This is a genomic window from Anoxybacillus sp. MB8 (genome assembly GCF_011006755.1).
GTDB lineage: Bacteria > Bacillota > Bacilli > Bacillales > Anoxybacillaceae > Anoxybacillus > Anoxybacillus gonensis.
Genome location: NZ_RXXX01000002.1, coordinates 42,869 through 61,362 on the forward strand (window position 1 = coordinate 42,869; position 18,494 = coordinate 61,362).

The 18,494-nt window shown below is 43.2% G+C and carries 20 protein-coding genes; 3 read left to right on the top strand and 17 right to left on the bottom strand.

All coding sequences use genetic code 11. The annotated features are described in order from the left end of the window. Positions 1–225 precede the first annotated feature (225 nt). Positions 226–732: a hypothetical protein gene (locus EKC99_RS01190; RefSeq protein ID WP_042533734.1), complete on the top strand. Its 507-nt coding sequence runs from the start codon at positions 226–228 to the stop codon at positions 730–732. A 70-nt stretch (positions 733–802) separates the two neighbouring features. Here the strand turns inward: EKC99_RS01190 and EKC99_RS01195 are convergent, their stop codons facing one another. The 9 genes from EKC99_RS01195 to fadH all read right to left on the bottom strand — a co-directional run bounded on the left by EKC99_RS01195 (position 803) and on the right by fadH (position 7,061). After that, entirely contained in the window at positions 803–1,468 is a 666-nt protein-coding gene (locus tag EKC99_RS01195; RefSeq protein ID WP_163150053.1) for a potassium channel family protein, read from the bottom strand. Then, positions 1,465–1,926: a TlpA family protein disulfide reductase gene (locus tag EKC99_RS01200; protein WP_055440239.1), complete on the bottom strand. Its 462-nt coding sequence runs from the start codon at positions 1,924–1,926 to the stop codon at positions 1,465–1,467. The genes EKC99_RS01195 and EKC99_RS01200 overlap by 4 nt, the downstream gene beginning before the upstream one ends. After that, the gene (locus tag EKC99_RS01205) at positions 1,923–3,059 is read right to left on the bottom strand and encodes an N-acetyldiaminopimelate deacetylase (RefSeq protein WP_163150056.1); all 1,137 of its coding nucleotides are present in this window, start codon (positions 3,057–3,059) and stop codon (positions 1,923–1,925) included. Before EKC99_RS01205 ends, EKC99_RS01200 begins: the two co-directional genes overlap by 4 nt. 42 nt (positions 3,060–3,101) lie before the next feature. Next, positions 3,102–3,809: a 2,3,4,5-tetrahydropyridine-2,6-dicarboxylate N-acetyltransferase gene (gene dapD, locus EKC99_RS01210; RefSeq protein ID WP_009362595.1), complete on the bottom strand. Its 708-nt coding sequence runs from the start codon at positions 3,807–3,809 to the stop codon at positions 3,102–3,104. Positions 3,810–3,871: 62 nt separating this feature from the next. After that, positions 3,872–4,330, bottom strand: coding sequence for a cyclic-di-AMP-binding protein CbpB (gene cbpB, locus EKC99_RS01215; protein WP_052135687.1), 459 nt, complete (start codon positions 4,328–4,330; stop codon positions 3,872–3,874). A gap of 68 nt (positions 4,331–4,398) precedes the next feature. Continuing rightward, on the bottom strand, positions 4,399–4,638 hold the full coding sequence (locus tag EKC99_RS01220) for a YkuJ family protein (RefSeq protein ID WP_003396622.1): 240 nt from the start codon (positions 4,636–4,638) through the stop codon (positions 4,399–4,401). Positions 4,639–4,737: 99 nt separating this feature from the next. Further along, complete coding sequence (locus EKC99_RS01225) at positions 4,738–4,971, bottom strand: hypothetical protein (RefSeq protein WP_163150059.1); 234 nt, start codon at positions 4,969–4,971, stop codon at positions 4,738–4,740. A 42-nt stretch (positions 4,972–5,013) separates the two neighbouring features. After that, entirely contained in the window at positions 5,014–6,228 is a 1,215-nt protein-coding gene (locus EKC99_RS01230; protein WP_003396633.1) for an EAL domain-containing protein, read from the bottom strand. 77 nt (positions 6,229–6,305) lie between these two features. After that, positions 6,306–7,061, bottom strand: a complete 756-nt coding sequence (gene fadH, locus EKC99_RS01235) for a 2,4-dienoyl-CoA reductase (RefSeq protein WP_163150062.1) — start codon at positions 7,059–7,061, stop codon at positions 6,306–6,308. Between the two features lie 146 nt (positions 7,062–7,207). On the opposite strand from fadH, the gene EKC99_RS01240 reads away from it, so the two are divergent. Next, positions 7,208–8,056 carry a metallophosphoesterase gene (locus EKC99_RS01240; RefSeq protein WP_163150065.1) on the top strand — a complete coding sequence of 283 codons (849 nt, stop codon included), beginning with the start codon at positions 7,208–7,210 and terminating at the stop codon, positions 8,054–8,056. Here EKC99_RS01240 and crcB read toward each other — a convergent pair. The 4 genes from crcB to EKC99_RS01260 are packed head-to-tail and all read right to left on the bottom strand — an operon-like array spanning position 8,051 to position 12,377. Beyond that, complete coding sequence (gene crcB, locus EKC99_RS01245) at positions 8,051–8,383, bottom strand: fluoride efflux transporter CrcB (protein ID WP_035064047.1); 333 nt, start codon at positions 8,381–8,383, stop codon at positions 8,051–8,053. The two genes, EKC99_RS01240 and crcB, sit on opposite strands and share 6 nt — an antisense overlap. Then, a complete protein-coding gene (locus EKC99_RS01250) occupies positions 8,380–8,766 on the bottom strand; it encodes a fluoride efflux transporter FluC (RefSeq protein WP_163150068.1) in 387 nt (128 codons plus the stop codon). The genes crcB and EKC99_RS01250 overlap by 4 nt, the downstream gene beginning before the upstream one ends. Positions 8,767–8,778: 12 nt before the next feature. Further along, a complete protein-coding gene (locus EKC99_RS01255; protein ID WP_081957630.1) occupies positions 8,779–10,863 on the bottom strand; it encodes an RNA degradosome polyphosphate kinase in 2,085 nt (694 codons plus the stop codon). A 2-nt stretch (positions 10,864–10,865) separates the two neighbouring features. Next, the gene (locus tag EKC99_RS01260) at positions 10,866–12,377 is read right to left on the bottom strand and encodes a Ppx/GppA family phosphatase (RefSeq protein WP_019417987.1); all 1,512 of its coding nucleotides are present in this window, start codon (positions 12,375–12,377) and stop codon (positions 10,866–10,868) included. Positions 12,378–12,625: 248 nt separating this feature from the next. Between EKC99_RS01260 and EKC99_RS01265 the strand changes: the two genes are divergently transcribed. Next, positions 12,626–13,066 carry a YkyB family protein gene (locus EKC99_RS01265; protein ID WP_163150070.1) on the top strand — a complete coding sequence of 147 codons (441 nt, stop codon included), beginning with the start codon at positions 12,626–12,628 and terminating at the stop codon, positions 13,064–13,066. Between the two features lie 58 nt (positions 13,067–13,124). Here the strand turns inward: EKC99_RS01265 and EKC99_RS01270 are convergent, their stop codons facing one another. The 4 genes from EKC99_RS01270 to EKC99_RS01285 form a co-directional block, all read right to left on the bottom strand. Continuing rightward, positions 13,125–14,723, bottom strand: coding sequence for a putative bifunctional diguanylate cyclase/phosphodiesterase (locus EKC99_RS01270; protein WP_163150073.1), 1,599 nt, complete (start codon positions 14,721–14,723; stop codon positions 13,125–13,127). A 93-nt stretch (positions 14,724–14,816) separates the two neighbouring features. Further along, the gene (locus EKC99_RS01275) at positions 14,817–15,929 is read right to left on the bottom strand and encodes a Ger(x)C family spore germination protein (protein ID WP_009362583.1); all 1,113 of its coding nucleotides are present in this window, start codon (positions 15,927–15,929) and stop codon (positions 14,817–14,819) included. After that, positions 15,926–17,026, bottom strand: coding sequence for a GerAB/ArcD/ProY family transporter (locus tag EKC99_RS01280; RefSeq protein WP_163150076.1), 1,101 nt, complete (start codon positions 17,024–17,026; stop codon positions 15,926–15,928). The genes EKC99_RS01275 and EKC99_RS01280 overlap by 4 nt, the downstream gene beginning before the upstream one ends. Continuing rightward, complete coding sequence (locus EKC99_RS01285) at positions 17,023–18,489, bottom strand: spore germination protein (protein WP_163150079.1); 1,467 nt, start codon at positions 18,487–18,489, stop codon at positions 17,023–17,025. The genes EKC99_RS01280 and EKC99_RS01285 overlap by 4 nt, the downstream gene beginning before the upstream one ends. Positions 18,490–18,494 lie beyond the last annotated feature (5 nt).

Consider the following 18,494-nt stretch of genomic DNA (forward strand, 5'->3'; position numbering starts at 1 on the left):
TGTTTTAGTTACCTACGATTGTCTTTTCGCCACCATTAGAAATTGCGGTGGCAAAAGATCGGACAAATGATTTGAAAACTTGTCGCTCATCCGCAGGCGACTAATAAGTGGCGGACTCGAAAACTTGTCGCTCATCCGCAGGCGACTAATAAGTGGCGGACTCGAAAACTTGTCAGAAAAAGAAGCGGGGTATCCGCTTCTTTTTTTGGATTGGGGTATTATGATATGTCTGAACATTTTAAAATTTATTTCATCAAGGAAGAATTTTTTTCAATCACCGATTGGACACAATACAAAGTACCTATAAAAGAGAGAAGACCTGCGTTAATTTTAGTCATTGAAAAAGAAGAATTCCCTGATGGGCTTTTTTGTATTCCAATCACAAAAGATGATGATAAAAACGGAAAGATTAAAGCATTATCGATGAAAAGACCAGATTTTATACACCCCATTAAAATAAATCGTTATGATAGTTATTTATTGATACAAAATATGTATGTGATTCATAAACAATTCATTGGCCAACCATATACTTTAAATGATGTTCCTTTTGAAATTAAAAACACAAAGCTTCGGGGAGAAATAATGAAAAAAGTAAAAAAAGTGGATGCACTTTTGAAACAAGGAATCATTCATTACGTACCAAGAGAAAAAGTGTTTGAAATCCAATTGAAATATCTAGAAGAAAAAAGAATTCTTGAAAGGACAAATATCATAAATAACCATACCTAATGAAAAAGACGGAAATATATTCTGTCTTTCAGATTGTTGAAAAGAAGGTGCCCGTTTGGACACCTTCTTTTTATTCTCCAACGACTTCGCTTTCGAACCGGTCAATGTCTTGATCGGCACCGATGACGATTAAAATATCACCTGCGTAAATGACTTCTGAGGCAAGCGGTGAAACGATAATGTCGTTGTTTCGTTTGATTGCAACGATGTTAATTCCGTATTTGGCACGAATGTCTAACTCAAGAAGCGAATGACCATGGAGCCGTTCGTTTGCGACAATTTCGACGATGCTATGGCGATCGGACAGTTCTAAATAGTCAAGCACGTTGTTTGAAATCATATTGTTCGCAATTCTTTCGCCCATATCTCGCTCAGGATGGACGATATGGTCGGCACCAATTTTTTTCAACACTTTTTCATGATAATCGTTCGTCGCTTTTACCGTAATTTTTTCGACGCCGAGCTCTTTTAAAATAAGCGTTGTTAAAATGCTCGCTTGAATGTTGTCACCGATGGCAACGATAACGTGGTCAAAGTTGCGAATGCCTAAACTTTTCAAAACGTTTTCGTCCGTTGAATCGGCAACGACGGCTTGTGAGGCAATCGATGCATATTCGTTCACTTTATCTTCGTTCATATCAATCGCAAGCACTTCCATGCCTTGTTCGCTTAACGTACGACATACGCTCCCGCCAAATCGTCCGAGGCCGATGACAGCAAACTCCTTCTTTTTCATTCAATATCCCCTCTTGTTCGGTTTTCTTCAAGCACACGCAAAAGCCGTTTTTCTAGCATATTGACACCGCCACTACCTGCTTGGTAATGACGAAGCTTACCATCTGCATCAAATATATAATACGTTGGCACGCAGCGATTATCAAACGCCTCTTTTAAACGATGGTCGTTGTCAATGAAAATCGGATGGGTCATGCCGTATTGCTCAGCTAGCTGTTTGACGACTTCTACGTTTTCATCGCCATCGCGCCGTGGCATATGAATCGAAATGACGTGTAATTCATCTTTATAGCGATCGCGAAATGCGTTTACTTGTTTCATTCCGTCTTTACAAAGATGGCAACTCACCGCCCAAAAATGAACGAGCGTCGGTTTACCGATGAGCTGTTCGCGAGTGACGTTTCCGTTTAGTATAACTGTTGCTCCGTCTAATGATGGCATTTGTTCTCGTAATTTCATTGTTCTTCTTCCTTTACATGATGATTTCCTTTCCAAGTGACGTAACGGGTGAGTAGTTGGATGGCGACATCGATGGCTTGTTCGTTCGGATTTAATTGCGCATGATGCAAACCGAACGGCGATTGCACGCCGAGCCAAAACATAAAGCCCGGAATGCGCGCAAGCATGTAACCGAAATCTTCGCCCGTCATTGCCTCTTGACAACGAACGAGATGAACATCTGTTTTTTGTTCCACAAATTGCATAAATTCGTTCGTTAATGTCTCGTCGTTGTACACTTGGTAATACATCGAACCGTAATCAATATGCGCTTCGCAGTCGTAAGCGACTTCGATGCCGCGCACGATCGCTTCAATACGCCCTTTTACTTTTTCCATCGCTTCCGGAGATAACGTGCGAATCGTCCCTTCTAGCCTTGCCCGCTCGGCGACAACGTTTTGTACGGTGCCGCTCGTCAGTTTGCCAATCGTAATGACCGCGCTATCTAGCGGATTGACGTTGCGCGAAACGATCGTTTGCAGCTGCATAATGAGGGCGCTGGCGGCAACGACCATATCTTTCGTTTCATGCGGAAACGCCGCATGTCCTCCTTTGCCGATTAAATCAATAAAAAGCTCGGACGTATTCGCAAACAACAACCCTTCTTTTGTCGCAATCGTTCCGACCGGATATTCAGGAGCAATATGCAAAGCGATCACCATATCGGGCATCCATTGTTTCATTTCATCGCTTTCAAGCATCGGAAGCGCCCCGCCCGGTCCTTCTTCCGCAGGTTGAAAAATAAAAAGCATATCGTCGTCAATCGGATGATGGACGACATGAGTAAGCACACCAAGCGCAATCGCCATATGCATATCGTGCCCACATGCATGCATGCGTCCTTCATGCGTCGAGCGAAACGGCACGTCTGTTTGTTCGTCAATCGGCAATCCGTCCATATCCGCCCGATAGCCGATCGTTTTCGTCGGTGCCATGCCGAGAACACGCACGAAAATGCCTGTGCGCCACGTTTTCATTTGCAACCGTTCTTGTGGGAGACGAGCTAAATAATCTAATATGTATCGTTGTGTTTTCCACTCTTGAAAGCCGAGCTCAGGAATTTGATGCAAATCGCGGCGGATGTTTATAAACATTTCGATCCTCCTTTTGAAAAAAGCGTGGATCCATTCCACGCTTTATAGTTGGCGAAGTTCTTGTTTAATTTCTACTTTTGCTTTTGTTTTTTCGTCAATTTGTTTAATGACGCGCGCTGGAACACCTGCAACAACAGTATATGGAGGCACATCTTCTGTCACGATCGCACCTGCGGCAACGACCGCACCTTTTCCGACCGTTACTCCTTCTAAAATGACCGCGTTTGCTCCGATCATCACATCATCTTCTACAATGACCGGTTTAGCTGACGGTGGCTCAATGACACCAGCAAGTACTGCTCCCGCACCCACGTGGCAGTTTTTCCCGACTGTCGCACGTCCGCCAAGCACAGCGTTCATGTCGATCATCGTTCCTTCACCAACAACGGCGCCGATATTAATGACCGCCCCCATCATAATGACGGCATTGTCGCCAATTTGCACTTGATCGCGAATAATCGCTCCCGGCTCGATGCGCGCTTTTATATGTTTTAAATCAAGAAGTGGAATCGCAGAATTGCGACGGTCGTTTTCCACGACGTAGTCTTCGATTTTATGTTTGTTCGCTTCAAGCGCTGCTTCAATGTCTGCCCATTCGCCAAATACGACGCCTGTCTGACCTGTAATAAATGTTTTCGCGCTCGGGCCAAAATCGATGTCAGCGACGTCCCCTTTTATGTATACTTTCACAGGTGTTTTCTTTTTGCTGTTTTGAATAAAGGAAATAATTTCATTTGCATCCATCATCATCGCAACTTCCTCCTTATCGTTTTATTTTTTTACTTTAACAAATGAAATAAACGGTGACAAGCCTATCGTCGCTTTTCGTACATCGAGCGATTAAACCGCTTTAATATTTCACGCCGCGTCACAATACCTACAAAATAACCGTCATCATTTTCTACGCATAAAAATGGGTAATCAATAAGCAACTTCAACGCCTTTAAAAATGAATCGTTTATATGTAGGCGCGGCATGTTGCGCTGCATCACTTGTTCGACTTTCATCGTGTCAAGCCGCTCGAACTCGATCCGCTCAATACCTAAAATGGCATCCATAATCATCGTCATACTAATGAGCCCTTGCAGTTTATACGTCATATCTAATACCGGGATAGCTGAGTATCCTGTGCGCGTTAAGACGAGTAACGCGTGTTGTAAATGATTCCCCACTTGCACGTGCGCCACTTTATCGGACGGAATCATCAGTTCAGTCAGCGATGGTTGTTGCATCGTCATTCCGCCTTTCACAATATAATCCCCATTTGTCATTGTATCATGTTCGTTTCGATATGGAAAAGCGAGAAGTGCAATAAAAAAGCCTTCACCTATGTGAAGACTTAATTCAACAAATCGAAAATTTCAATGGCGATCATATCAATGTTGTCGAATTGATACGATTTCGGCTTCTCGCCTTTTTCGTACACTTCTAATACGAACGTGTTCGTTTTTTCATAATATGTCACGCTACATTTTTTTTCACCATTCACTTCAAAGTTGCGTTGTGGCGCTTCGTTCGTTCCTGTTTTTTGTTCTTGTAAGCTAATTAACCGTTGGATAATGCCTAATAATTGCGACATGACATTCATTCCTTTCCGATACGTATTTCAACGACTATTCACTACTGTACCAAGATTCGCGAAAAAAGTAAACAAAAACGAAAGCCCACAAAAGCGGGCTTACGTTTGAAAGGCGACGTATGCGATATACCCGAGCAAAAGAGCGACAAACACGATGTATGCAATAAAAACCGGATTGCGTACATATGGATGGGCAGCTACTTTTTCCCCGACGCTCGTATCGTATTCTCCTTGCGTACGTTGCCGCTTGCCAAGTTGATACGTATAAACAAATCCCCAAACTAATACTCCGCTTGCGATAAGTAAAAGAATCCAAGAAAATGTGTCCATCATCGTTCACCTCATGCTTACTTTTCCACCGCAAGCGACGTTTTATTACAAATGAGCATTATGTTCAAATAAATATTCATACGTTAAGTCGATAAATAAATAATGATGCTCATCAAGCGGATACGAATACGTGCGGATCGTCTCCCCTGTTTCAATGTCGCTGTATAAGTCCGATAAAATGCCGCGTTTGCGCGAGCGCATACGAATGATATTTTCTAAAAAATACGGACGCCAGCTCCAATTTTTCATTTCATATTGCGGCTGTAGCTCCCATGCGTCTCCTTTTTTAAACATGTTGGCAGACTTCTGGAAGCCGTCATCGTCACAAACGTAAATGCGAAAACTGCAATCGTTTAAATGTTTAGCTAAACTTGAAATGAGTTCGTTAAACGACGATGCTTTTTTATGTTTCACGACAAGGTCGGATATGCGCGTTTGAAATTGTTCGGAAATGTCGTACAACGTTTGCAGTTTCTTTTTTTCATGTTGAATAAACGTATGAAACTGATTGCGCAATCGCTCTTTTAATAAATCTTTTGGAAGAAACGAAGGCGATGGTTCATGCAAATCATAACCTTGATAGTACCGCCCGCCATTTCGCCATGCATATTGTAGCTGAAAGGCGTTTTCAATATCTTCATACAAAAGCGTCGCCCCGATTTTGCGCGCGAGTAGCGAAATGGAATAAAGAACGTCGTCGTACGATGTCGTCGTTGCTGATGTGCGCAACGAATGCAAATCAATTTTTAATAAATCGGGCGCAAGCAGCCGGATGCGATCTAAATTGCTGCTTTCTTTTCCGATATTGTCGACGGCGATTTGTATGCCGTACGTACGCAAATACGTCAATACGTGACCGAGCTGCTGTACGTCCCCTTTAAAGCGATGCTCTGTAATTTCAAGGACGACTTGGTTCAGTTGTAGTCCTTTTTCTTTATATGAAAGAAGAAGCTGTAAAAACGATTCTCCCCGATCAACCATTAACACGTTTGCATCGCGGTTAATGAAAATAAGCGGTGCTGGTCGCTCCGTCACAAACTGATCGAGCGCCTTCGTCGTCACGACGCTGTCAACTTCCATACGAAATTCTTCTGGAATCGTCTCGTCGTGAAAAAATGGACCGAGGCTGACGACTTCATCGCCATGCTGAAATCTACCGAGCACTTCGTATCCAACGATGCATTGCTCGTCAGCGCTAAAAATCGGTTGATAATGCGGAACGACTTGATCGATGTGTGTTAAAATGTCTAGCGCATCCAAACGACGCCGCCTCCCCCGTTTTTTTCACCCATTATACCATAACAAAAATAAAAAAAGCGACGCTAGCAAACGTCGCTTTAAAACGGATGTTGATTTAACCACTGTCCACCGTCGACCGTGATGCACTCCCCGTTTATATACGCAGCCGCATCGGAAAGTAAAAATGAAGCGACGCCGGCAATTTCTTCAGGCGTGCCAAATCGGCCGAGCGGTACGCTATCTTTCACGCGCTTTTCCATCTCTTCCGATAAAATGAGTTTTTCCGCCCCACCTGTTCGCTCAATCGGACCGGGAGCGATCGCGTTTACACGAAAGCCGTATTTTTTCCCCCATTCCACAGCTAACGTGCGCGTCATCGTTAACACACCTGCTTTGGCGCATGCCGAATGAATGACGCCCGCCCCTGCTCCCCAAGCATATGTAGCAACGATGTTAATGATCGATCCTTTTTGTCCTTTTTCAATCCAATAGTTCCCGACTTCTCGGCTGCAATAAAACGTCCCGTTTAAGACGATGTCGATGACGCTATTCCAGCCGTTAATCGATAGCTTTTCCGCCGGGCAAATAAAATTGCCTGCGGCGTTATTAATGAGCGCATCAATTTTCCCAAAACGCTCATCCGTTTCTTTCACCATCGCTGCGACTAATTCCGGTTGGCGTACGTCCATAACGATTGGTAAAACGCTTCCACCGATGTCAGCTGCCGCTTCTTCAAGCGCTTCTTTTCTTCTTCCTGTAATGACGACGTGCGCTCCTTCATGCGCGAAACGCTTCGCCATATATTTCCCCATGCCGCTTGAACCGCCTGTCACAATCACGACTTTCCCCTTCATCTTCTCATCCCCTTTTATGAATGGTTGTTCATTCATTTTTATTGTACTATATATTTAGAAAATTTTTAACATTGTTTTTACTGTTTTTATCAACTTTTTTCTTTTATAATGAATGAAGAACATTTTCATTTGGTAAGGTTTGAGACATGAAACGACGAGATTTTTTACGCACGTTTTTTTCTTTATTCGTTAAAGGAGCATTGCTTTCAACGGCGGGATATATGTATGCCAAATATATTGAGCCGAGGCAGTTGACCGTACGGCGTTATGACATCGTGCACCCACTCATTCCAAAAAGCTTTGATGGATGTCGGCTTCTTCAATTTAGCGATGTGCATTTAGGGTATCATTATTCTGTTGACCATTTTCAACGCGTCGTCCAACGAATGAACGACCTCAATCCGCATCTCATTTGTTTTACAGGCGATTTGCTTGATAAACCGAATAAATACGAACATGTCGCTGCGATTACATCGTTATTGGCAACGCTTCATGCTCCGCTTGGAAAGTACTGTATTTATGGAAACCACGATCACGGCGGATACGGAACAAATATATATAAAGACATGATGGAGAACGCCGGATTTCGTCTCCTTGTGAACGAATGGGTACGTGTTCGTCAAGGCAACGAACAAATTGTCATCGCAGGGTTAGACGATTTTATGCTCGGTCAGCCGAATTTCGCCAAAACGGTGCAACAGTTGCCAAAGGAAACGTATACGATTGCGCTTATTCATGAACCCGACCTCGTGACGCAAGCGAGCGTCTATCCGTTTCATCTTCAGCTGTCTGGTCATAGCCACGGGGGACAAATTCAACTGCCGTGGATTGGACCGCTCGTCACCCCTCCGCTAGCAAAACAATATGTCGAAGGGTTTTACGATGTACAGCAACTCACTTTATACGTCAATCGCGGACTTGGAACGACGCGCATGCCGTTTCGCTTTTTAACCCCACCAGAATTAACGTTGTTCACATTAAAAGCCGGGTTATAACATAAACCCGGCTTGAAACATACATATGCTTCCGATAAGCGAAGCAACGATGTAAAAAAACGCTTCTTTATATTGTTTTCGCAACAATAGTTGCAGCGCTTCGACGCTAAATGTTGAAAACGTCGTAAACGCTCCAAAAAAGCCAATCGTTACCCCGACGGCTTGCACGTCGTGGGCAAGCGCCATGCCAAGCCCGAACGAACCGAGCCAATTAATAAACAAAATGGAAAGCGGCACAGATGATTTTTTCGTCCAACGTAATAGCCATATGCCAAGCTGATAGCGGCACCACGCCCCAAACGCTCCGCCAAGCGCAACGGTAATCATGACGCCTCACCTACTTTTTTCATACCCATTCGTTCCCCAACATACACGCCTGCATAACAAAAAAGCAAGCCTCCAACAAAAGATGTGAGCACATATACATTTGCCAGTCCGACATGGTCATGCCATAGCGCAATCGTCTCTTTACTAAACGTTGACATCGTCGTCAATCCGCCACAAAACCCTGTTCCGATGGCAAGACGCAACCATTCCGCCATGCTTCTCTTTCCGACGTAAGACGTAAGCGCCCCAAGCAAAAATGAACCGGCATAATTGACGAGCAACGTTCCCCACGGAAACGAAAGAAACGGGAATACAATCGCTACACCGTATCGACATAGCGCCCCTAGCGCTCCCCCAAGGGCAACCGCTCCGCTTTCTTTCATGTCATCATCTCCTTATTCTTCATCGTCTGCAACATCGTATGCCATTTGAAATAAAATCATTTGGCTATCTACTTCTTCTTCTCCTTCTTTTCGCTTCACGTAATCGTATTCTCCCTCTTCGTTTTGCTCGCGCGCTTTCACGTTATCAGCAAGCAAAATGTGCAATACGTCAATGAGCCGCTGTTTTAATTCTTTGTTAAAAATCGGAAATAAAATTTCAATGCGGCGGTCCATATTGCGCGTCATCCAATCGGCAGATGACAAAAAGACGCGCGCTTGTCCGTGGTGATGAAAATAATATACGCGACTATGCTCTAAAAAGCGACCGACGATGCTGCGGACGCGAATGTTTTCACTTACTCCTTTCATTTGTGGACGTAAACAACAAATGCCACGCACAATTAAATCAATTTGTACCCCTGCTTGAGACGCTTCATATAGCTTCATGATGAGCTGTTTATCTGTTAATGAGTTCATTTTTGCGATGATGCGCCCATCGCCATATTGTTTATGATAGCGAATTTCTTCGTCGATGAGCTGTAAAAATTGTTGCCGTAAATCAAACGGGGCGACGACTAAATGGTGAAATTCCGGTTTTTCCATATAGCCACTTAAATAATTAAAAAAGTTTGTCGCATCTTCACCAAATTGTTCATTCGCCGTAATCAAACCGAAATCAGTGTACACTTTGGCAGTCGCGTCGTTATAATTGCCTGTTCCTAAATGAACGAACCGCTCAATTTTCCCATGTTTTTGGCGCACAATTAACGTAATTTTACTATGCGTTTTTAAATGCGTCATGCCATAAATGACGTGGCAGCCTGCTTTTTCAAGCTCTTTCGCCCATTGCACGTTATTTTCTTCATCAAACCGCGCTTTCAATTCAACGAGAACGGTCACTTGTTTGCCGTTTTCCGCCGCCCGTTTTAACGCTTCAATAATTGGAGAGTCTCCGCTGACACGATAAAGTGTTTGTTTGATCGCTAACACGTCTGGATCGTCTGCGGCATCGGAAATAAAATCAATGACCGGCTCAAACGATTCATATGGATGGTGAAACAATAAATCGCGCTCTTTCGCTTTCTCAAATATATCTTCATCGTCATCTACATCTTTTGGCGGTTGCGGAATGAGCGTTTGGAAAATGAGATGTTCTTTATATTTCGCCACTTCATAATAAAACGAAAATAAAAATGTCAAATCAATCGGCCCATCAATTTGATACACATCTTTTTCGTGAATTTCTAACTCATCTAATAAATAATCGAGCACCCATTCGTCAAACCCTTTTTTGCTCATTTCAAGCCGAACCGCTGCGCCCCATTTTCGCTTTTTTAACTCTTTTTCAATTTCTTTTAATAAATCGCGCGCCCCTTCTTCGTGAATCGTTAAATCGGCGTTGCGCGTAATGCGAAATTGCGTCACAGACGAAACGTTGTACCCTTTAAATAACGTATGAATAAACATCGTAATGACGTCTTCTAACAGCGCATACACATGCATGCCGTCGCTTGCCGGCAATGGAATGAAGCGATTTAACACCGCTGGCACTTGCACGATCGCTAATTTTTTCCGATCTTCTTCATCTTCTTCATCGTCAAGGACGATCGCTAAATTTAAACTTTTGTTCAACAACATCGGAAACGGGCGATACGCATCGACAGCCATCGGCGTTAATACCGGAAAAATATTTTTCATAAAATACGACTGCAAGTACGTCATTTGTTCAGCGCTCCATTCGGTTGGCGCAAGCAAATGTACCCCTTCTTTATTTAACATCGGCAACAACGTTTCGTTGTACATGTCGTACTGCCACTTCACAAGCGCATGCGTTTTTTTCGCAATTTTTTTCAACTGTTCTTTCGGCGTTAATCCCGCTTTATTTTCCGGCTTATTAAATCCCGCTTTTACTTGATCTTTTAACCCGGCGACGCGCACCATAAAAAACTCATCTAAATTCGAGCTGAAAATCGCTAAAAATTTCAACCGTTCCAACAGCGGATTGCGCTCGTCCATCGCCTCTTGCAAAACGCGTTCGTTAAACGCAAGCCAACTTAATTCGCGGTTATTATAATAACGCGGATGGCTTAAATCCATATTCATCCCTCCAAATGAAACTGTAATTGAATCGGGCGTTTTAACATTTTTTCGACATGCTTCTTATGTTTTTCCGCTTGATATTCTTCCGCTTTAAACGATTGACTGCAAAAAAGATGTACGACGACGGTTTCATCTTGAAGCTCAAGCTGCACGCGATCAACGATGTTTCGCTTCGTATCGTTTAAACTGTAAGCAAATTTTAATAGCGCGCCAAGAAAACGAAGCTTTTTTTGTTCTGCGCGAGTAAACCACGCATGAAACGGCTGCACATATTGTTTAAACAACGTTTTATTTTTAAACGAAGCAACAAGCGCAAGTTGCACACGATCACGATGGCTTAATCCGTCAATCGTTCGATTCGCTAAAAGGTAAAACGTATGTTGGCTGCTCGCTTCTTCGTCGACATATTGCCCTAAATAAAACACGTGAGCGGCGCGCTTTAATAAGACGAGATCTTCTCCGGTCAGCGGAAAAAGCGAAAGCGCACGCATTTGGTCAAACAGTTGAATGACAAGTTTTAATACGTGTTGTACGTGGTTTGTATTCACTTCGTAATCTTGGGCTAGTTCAAAAAAACTTTCATCTAGTACGCTGGGAAAGACGATCGGCCCAAACTGTTCGTAAAAAATGCCGTCGCGCAATCCTTTGCGGCTTAAAATAAACGTCGTCGCATCAACTGTTTCGTATAACGTTTGAAACACTTCGACCGCTGGAATAATTAAATCCGCTCGATCTTTCGACAACGCTTCGACTTTTTGCAGCTGTTCAAACGTCAATGAGCGCAAATATTTTTTTACTTGTACAATGTCGTCGCGATTCATTTCGTATTGATGAATGCCGGCAATCGGGTAGTTTTGTAACATTTGATGTACTTGCACGACGTTGCGGGCGCTTCCCCCGATCGCAATGATTGGCAAACGGCGTTGTTTTAGCCACGGAAGCGATTGAAATTGCTTGTCAACGTATGCACGTAACGTTTGCAGTTCTTCATCTGTCGGCACGTTGCCAGCGACAAACTGACGTTTTAACGATAATGCACCAAACGGGAAGCTATGGTAGTCGACAAGTTCGCGATTGTGAAAATACGTCACTTCCGTACTTCCTCCGCCAATATCGACCGTAATTCCTTCATGAAATGACGTCGATTGAATGACAGCTAAAAAACCGTAGTATGCTTCTTCATATTCGGATAAAATACGAATACGAAAATCGGTTTTTTCTGCAATAAAGCGAACGATCTCATCGCGATTGCGCGCTTGACGAATCGTTGCCGTCGCCACACATTTCACATCGTGCAGGCGATGAAAACGCGTCACATCTTGAAATGTGAGTAGTCCATCTAAAAGAACGCGCAATCCTTCCTCTGTAAAAAAGCCGTCTTCTGTTAAATAGTTGCGCAGCCGAGCTGCAATTTTTACATTTTCTCGCTCGCGCAACCGACCGCTTTTGCTTCGTTCGTAAATGACAAGCCGCATCGTATTCGAGCCGATATCAATAATTCCATATTTCACCATTTACCCTCCTCCGTTAAAAAAATAAATTGAAAATTTTCCAAAAACATAGACGATCGTGTATAATAAAAGTGTATAAAAGAAAAGCGAAAAGCGCCCGCTTATCGGCGAAGAGCGCACAAGCCCCACCGAGGAGGCTGTCGCCGCCGCAGTGTGGGGCGGAGCGACTCGAGCCGATGGCGCTTGGAGCTAGACAGCTCCCTAAATCTGAAGTTTTATATTATCTTTCAAAAAGGAGTGGAATGCCAATGGAAACAGTCGAATGCACCGTTGAAAACTTATCGGTCGCTTTGTTTACTGTCAACCGTCATGCGAAAACTGCGTTAAATCCTTCTTACTTGTATTTGCTCAAGAAAAAAACGATTGAAAAAATGCTCGAAGAAGGGAAAGCGAAAAAAGTTGGACTTCATTTTTCCCGAAATCCGAAGTACAGCCAACAAAAGTCGGATGTGCTTGTGGCGATCGGTCAATATTACTTCCACATACCTCCAACAAAAGAAGACTTCAAGCATTTGCCTCATCTCGGTACGTTGGACGATTCTTATCGCAACCCTGTTGCTAAAATGCCGTTGTCTCAAGCGAAACGTTTACTTCAAGCATACACAGGCGTCACACCTGAAGATGTGCAACCGAAGCCGAAACGATACGATTGGTCACGTCCGCAGCGGTTCGGGAAAACATTTCGTTAAGGACAAGCTTCGAGCTTCAACAAGCATACTTTATTATATTACACAAAAGGGCGGCCTCTTAATGAGATCGCCCTTTTTTACTTTGGACTAATTGTTCAAACTGTTCAGCTGAAAGCGGCTTGCTGAAATAGTAGCCTTGGGCACGGTCGCAACCTTCTCGTTTTAAAATGGCAAGTTGCTCTTCCGTTTCCACCCCTTCAGCAACGACTTTCATTTGTAAGCTGTGCGCCACTTCAATGACGGCGCGAACGATCGATAAATCGTATGAATGTTTTACCATATCTTGTACAAACGAACGGTCTATTTTAATGATGTCGACCGGCAGTTTTTTTAAATAGTTTAATGAAGAATAGCCTGTCCCAAAATCGTCAACGGCCAATTGAAGCCCTAAATTTTTTAACGCTTGAAGTTGAGCAAGCACATAGTCAATATGATGCATCGCCATACTTTCTGTAATTTCTAGTTTTAAGCAAAACGGATCTAAATCGTACGTGCGCAGCACTTGTTCAATATGTTTCACTAAATCGGCTTGCAAAAATTGTTTAATAGAAACGTTAATGCCCATTTGCACGTGTGGAAGCCCTTTTTTCCTCCACACTTTACTTTGTTCACATACTTTTCGCAACACCCATTCACCGATTGGCTGAATTAAATTCGTTTCCTCGGCAATCGGAATAAACGTTGCGGGTGAAATCCATCCGCGCTTCGGATGATACCAGCGCAATAACGCTTCCACCGCCACAATATCGCCTGTTTTAATATCGACAATCGGTTGATAATGAAGCGTAAATTCATTTTGTTTTAACGCTTTTCGAATGCTATGTTGAATGTACAATTTTTGTTCGTTCGTCTTTTTTAATTCGTTCGTATAAAAACAGTACGTATTTCCACCGTTTTCTTTCGCAATTTCAAGGGCTAAATCCGCAAACGACATGAGCGTCGTCCAATCGGTTGCATCGTGAGGAAAGACGCTTACTCCAATGCTTGGCGTCACCGTCAGCTCTTGATCTGTCAGTTGAAACGGAGCCGAAAATAATTGAATGATTTCCTCGATGACTTGACGCAGCTCATTTCGGTCAACGGTATAAAAAGCGAGAAAAAATTGATCGCGATGTTGTCTAGCGACGATGCCACCTTCATAGCGCCGCAATCGCTCCGCTACTTGTTTTAACAATTCGTTTCCACGTTCATAGCCAATTAAATCGTTAATGAATTTAAAACGGTCTAAATTCAACGACAATAACGTAAACGGTTCATTTTGATTCATTCGCTCGCAAAGCATATGTTGAAACGAATCGTACGACAAGACGCCGGTTAATGTATCCGAATCATTATCGTCTAACAAAAAGAACCCTGTCCAAATGAAATGCGATTGAAACGAATGCACGTGCATATACGCATGACGTTGATCGACCGTCACTTTTCCGCGCCACGTATCGTTTGTATATAATGTAGAAATGGCTTCTTGGGCACGGTCAACGAGTTGTTGCACGACGCCATAGCGGCGCGATAGTTGTTTCATGAACAAATCGCTCATATACACAATCGTTCCGTCTTCGTTCGTAACAAAAAAAATCGCACATTGATCAAACTGTTGCCCAACGGCCTCCCATTTTATCAATGGAGGGTGTTGGAACAGAAACTGCTGTTCATTCATGTTGTAATCCTCGCTTTTTGTTTTCTTCCCTCCTTTTTTTATTAAACCATACGTGACGATAATTGAAAATAATTTTTCAGAAAGAAACGAAATTTAGTCAATTGTTCCTGTGCGTAAAATCGATACGTTCACATCGACGTCGATCCGTGCATCTTTGTACAATGGCAACCATTGTTTATGTGTCAACTGTAATTTGCGCACCGAATGGTCATATATTTGTCCAAATCCGATCGGGTCCGTTTTATATGCTTTTAATTTCACCAATAGCTGATTGATTTCTTTTTTCATTTGTTTTTCAATTGCTCGCTCAAGCACGTGTATATTCGCTTGCATAATTGGCTTCATTTTTTCAGACATCTCTAAAATTTCCGTTTGCATCTTGACCGTAACACGGAAATGCGGAAATGGTTTTTGACGAACGAGCTTAATTTTCCGTTTTGTTTTTATTTCATTAATGACAAGATTCACTTTTTTTCCCTTTTTCTTTATTAATAACGGAGCGACATCTTCGCGCGACACCGTCACATTTTTTAGTCCGGTGTTATACTCTGAGGCTAATATTTTTATGTAAAAACTTTCGTCGAGTCGCACCGTTCCGACAAATTTGTCTCCGCGAAAGAGTGCTACTTTTTCAATAATCGGTTTGTCGTCACGCAATGATAAACAAGGTAAAACCGGATCTTTGCCAACGTCGTAATAACTATGAATGAACTCGTGCAACGTGGCGGCTAATAGCGATTCACTGCGCAAATTTTTTTCAATTAATCGATATAAATATGTGCCAATATCGGGCGTATCTTCATGTTTTTTACTTTTTATGACTGTTTTTGCGTTCGGCTCCGCAATAGCTAAATAAACGAGCGAGCCGATATTTGCATCGCGTTGTAGCGTGTCGGTGAGTGGAAAAATCCCATCTTTCTCTGCTAGCTCTTTTCCGTATACAACGACGCGAATTTGTCCCGAACCTAAATCGTGGCTCGTTTGCGCCTCTAAATCTTGGCGAAGCCCTTTGCTCGTTTTATTTGTCGCTTCAATGACTTCGGACATCGATGAACCTGTCGTTTGGAACGAAAGCATAACCGATCCCGCCTCATACATCTTTCCTTTTTTATCAAATCCTGCTGCTGTAATAATGCCTTGTCGCTCTAATACGCGCGGGGATACACAACCGCTAAGCAACAACATGACGATGATCAACCATTTCATTTTGCGCTCCCCTTTGCCCATGTTTTGATGCGCACAAAAACATATAAGAAAAATGGATAGACGAAGCTCAACGAAAACCCATACCATCCGACTTGATCAATAAACTCGTTAATTGTCGCTCGCTTTTCAAACATCATCGCAACGAAGAAAGATAAACATGCGAAAATAAATAATCCGTATTTTTGCTTTATATGAAAAAGCGCTTTTCCGCCGCGCGTCATCGCCCACATAAACATGAGCAAATTAGGTAAAATGACGAGCAGCCAAAGCGGAATAATGACGTATTCAAACCGTTCAATAAAAGGAAATTTGACGATCGAAAACATCGACAACGACGCCCAAATGGTCACATCGAGCTGCTTCGGACTAAAAAAAGCAATCGCAATGACCGTCACTATGGCAACGAGCAATGTCGTCAATAACACACCAAGTTGCGCATAGCGATGAACGCGCTCTTTTTCTTTTACAAACGGATAAATGAGATATAACACTTCAAATCCGAGCATCGTGTAAGACGTTTTTAATACGCCGTTCATCATTTGTTTCGGCGTCGCTTCTAATATAGGGAGTAAATGAATCCACTCCGCATATTTCAACGGTTGAAAAACGACAACAACGATCCAAATGGCCATAAAAAACGTTAAAAAACTAACGCCAGCCACGAGCCGAAATCCGCCGCCATATAGGGCATATACCGTTAAAAGCACTAAAATGAGCGCACCGCCCCAAAGCGGAAAATCGGGGTACATCCACGTTAATGCCATCTCCACATAACCGAGCAAAATAGACGTATACGCCATTAAAAAATAAACGACAACCGCTGCGTTCATGATCCAACCGAGCACACGTCCATACACGAACGTATGAAGCGAAAAAATGTTGTCATGTTCCGACGATTTTAACGTTTGGCAAATGACGAAAACGATAAGATGAATCCATAACCCGCTAATAAGGACGGCAATCCATGCATCTTGGCGCGCTTCAACGAAAATGACGCGCTGCACGCCGACGATGCCGAGGCCAATTTGCGCGGTATGAACGAGAAAAAAAACGAGATACGCATTCACGGATAGCCGTTCGTTTGGCGTTTTCATCATTCATCCAAATCCTTTCGTTTCATCGCTTCACGCCATGAAAAACGGCGGGAGTTTTGCGGACGGTTCGTTTTCGGACGTTCGTTATAAAACTTAATCGGCAAGCGAATGAGCGCATATTTCATATCTGCAAAACGAAACGGATACATCGGCGATAAATATGGACGTCCAAGCGATGTAAGCTTTAATAAATGAATAAGCAACAGGCTGACGCCAATAAATATGCCGATAAGCCCCCAAAGCGCTGCGAGTAAAATGATTGGGAAGCGTAAAATGCGAATCGTTGCCCCCATTTCATAACTTGGTGCCGTAAACGAACCGAGCGCGCTTAATGCAACAATAATGATGAGCACGTTGCTCGTAAATCCGGCATCCACTGCAGCCTGTCCGAGAACGATACCGCCAACGATACCCATCGTTTGACCGACTTTTGTCGGCAAGCGCGCCCCTGCTTCACGCAATAGTTCAATCATAAATTCTAAAAATAACGCTTCAATGACAGGAGGAAAAGGCACGCGCGAACGGGATTCGCCAATCGTTAACAATAAAGCGGACGGAATGACTTCGTAATGATATGTAATGACGGCGACATATAACGGTGATAAAAAAATGGAAGCGAAAATGCCAAGCATGCGTACCGCGCGCAAGACGGTGCTCATCGTCCAGCGTAAATAAATGTCTTCCGTCGTCTCAAAAAAGCTAAAAAACGTCGTCGGACAAATGATGACCGTCGGGCTACGATCAACAAAAATGCCGATGCGCCCTTTTAATAAACTATACGCTAAGCGGTCAGGCAGTTCCGTTAATAAATATTGCGGAAAAATCGTATATGCATGATCGTCTAATAGTTGCGCTAAAATGGAGCTGTCGATCACTTCGTCAATTTGCAATTCCGTTAACCGTTGCTTCACCGTTTGAACGTTTGTTTGATCGGCGATGTCCTCAATGTATACGACGCGCACATCGAGCGGATTGCGCACCCCGATCGTCATTTTTTCAGTCACCAATTTTTGATCGGTAATATTTTGGCGCAAAATACGAATGTTCGTATCGATGGACTCGGTAAACGACATTTTCGGACCGAGGACAAGCGATTCCGTTTCCGCTTTTTCAAGCGAACGTTCGACTTTTTCTGCGATGTTGACGACAAGACCACGCTTTTCTTTTTCGATGTAAATGCCCGCCCAACCGTCGCGTATATATGACGCCATTTCTTTTTCCGTTTCACATATGCTCACTGCGCCAATCGGCAAACAGCGCGCCAGCTGCTCAATCGATACGTGTTGTTGTGCTTGAATAAAGGCTAGGACGTTTTGTTGAAGATGAGCGTGATTAATTAAATTGCTTAAAAAGAGAACGTATACGTTTTTTCCTTTACATGCAATGCGGCGGCACATAAAATCTGGCGAATGGGCAAGCTGTTTCGCCACATCATCTATTCGATTTTTTTTCGTAAACCACATCATCTTGT

What these genes read in the sequence shown, in the direction of transcription:
- EKC99_RS01190 (WP_042533734.1), top strand. Translation starts at nt 226, where the DNA reads ATGTCTGAACATTTTAAAATTTATTTCATCAAGGAAGAATTTTTTTCA.
- EKC99_RS01195 (WP_163150053.1), bottom strand. Translation starts at nt 1,468, where the DNA reads ATGAAAAAGAAGGAGTTTGCTGTCATCGGCCTCGGACGATTTGGCGGG.
- EKC99_RS01200 (WP_055440239.1), bottom strand. Translation starts at nt 1,926, where the DNA reads ATGAAATTACGAGAACAAATGCCATCATTAGACGGAGCAACAGTTATA.
- EKC99_RS01205 (WP_163150056.1), bottom strand. Translation starts at nt 3,059, where the DNA reads ATGTTTATAAACATCCGCCGCGATTTGCATCAAATTCCTGAGCTCGGC.
- dapD (WP_009362595.1), bottom strand. Translation starts at nt 3,809, where the DNA reads ATGATGATGGATGCAAATGAAATTATTTCCTTTATTCAAAACAGCAAA.
- cbpB (WP_052135687.1), bottom strand. Translation starts at nt 4,330, where the DNA reads ATGACAAATGGGGATTATATTGTGAAAGGCGGAATGACGATGCAACAA.
- EKC99_RS01220 (WP_003396622.1), bottom strand. Translation starts at nt 4,638, where the DNA reads ATGTCGCAATTATTAGGCATTATCCAACGGTTAATTAGCTTACAAGAA.
- EKC99_RS01225 (WP_163150059.1), bottom strand. Translation starts at nt 4,971, where the DNA reads ATGATGGACACATTTTCTTGGATTCTTTTACTTATCGCAAGCGGAGTA.
- fadH (WP_163150062.1), bottom strand. Translation starts at nt 7,061, where the DNA reads ATGAAGGGGAAAGTCGTGATTGTGACAGGCGGTTCAAGCGGCATGGGG.
- EKC99_RS01240 (WP_163150065.1), top strand. Translation starts at nt 7,208, where the DNA reads ATGAAACGACGAGATTTTTTACGCACGTTTTTTTCTTTATTCGTTAAA.
- crcB (WP_035064047.1), bottom strand. Translation starts at nt 8,383, where the DNA reads ATGATTACCGTTGCGCTTGGCGGAGCGTTTGGGGCGTGGTGCCGCTAT.
- EKC99_RS01250 (WP_163150068.1), bottom strand. Translation starts at nt 8,766, where the DNA reads ATGAAAGAAAGCGGAGCGGTTGCCCTTGGGGGAGCGCTAGGGGCGCTA.
- EKC99_RS01255 (WP_081957630.1), bottom strand. Translation starts at nt 10,863, where the DNA reads ATGGATTTAAGCCATCCGCGTTATTATAATAACCGCGAATTAAGTTGG.
- EKC99_RS01265 (WP_163150070.1), top strand. Translation starts at nt 12,626, where the DNA reads ATGGAAACAGTCGAATGCACCGTTGAAAACTTATCGGTCGCTTTGTTT.
- EKC99_RS01270 (WP_163150073.1), bottom strand. Translation starts at nt 14,723, where the DNA reads ATGAATGAACAGCAGTTTCTGTTCCAACACCCTCCATTGATAAAATGG.
- EKC99_RS01275 (WP_009362583.1), bottom strand. Translation starts at nt 15,929, where the DNA reads ATGAAATGGTTGATCATCGTCATGTTGTTGCTTAGCGGTTGTGTATCC.
- EKC99_RS01280 (WP_163150076.1), bottom strand. Translation starts at nt 17,026, where the DNA reads ATGATGAAAACGCCAAACGAACGGCTATCCGTGAATGCGTATCTCGTT.
- EKC99_RS01285 (WP_163150079.1), bottom strand. Translation starts at nt 18,489, where the DNA reads ATGATGTGGTTTACGAAAAAAAATCGAATAGATGATGTGGCGAAACAG.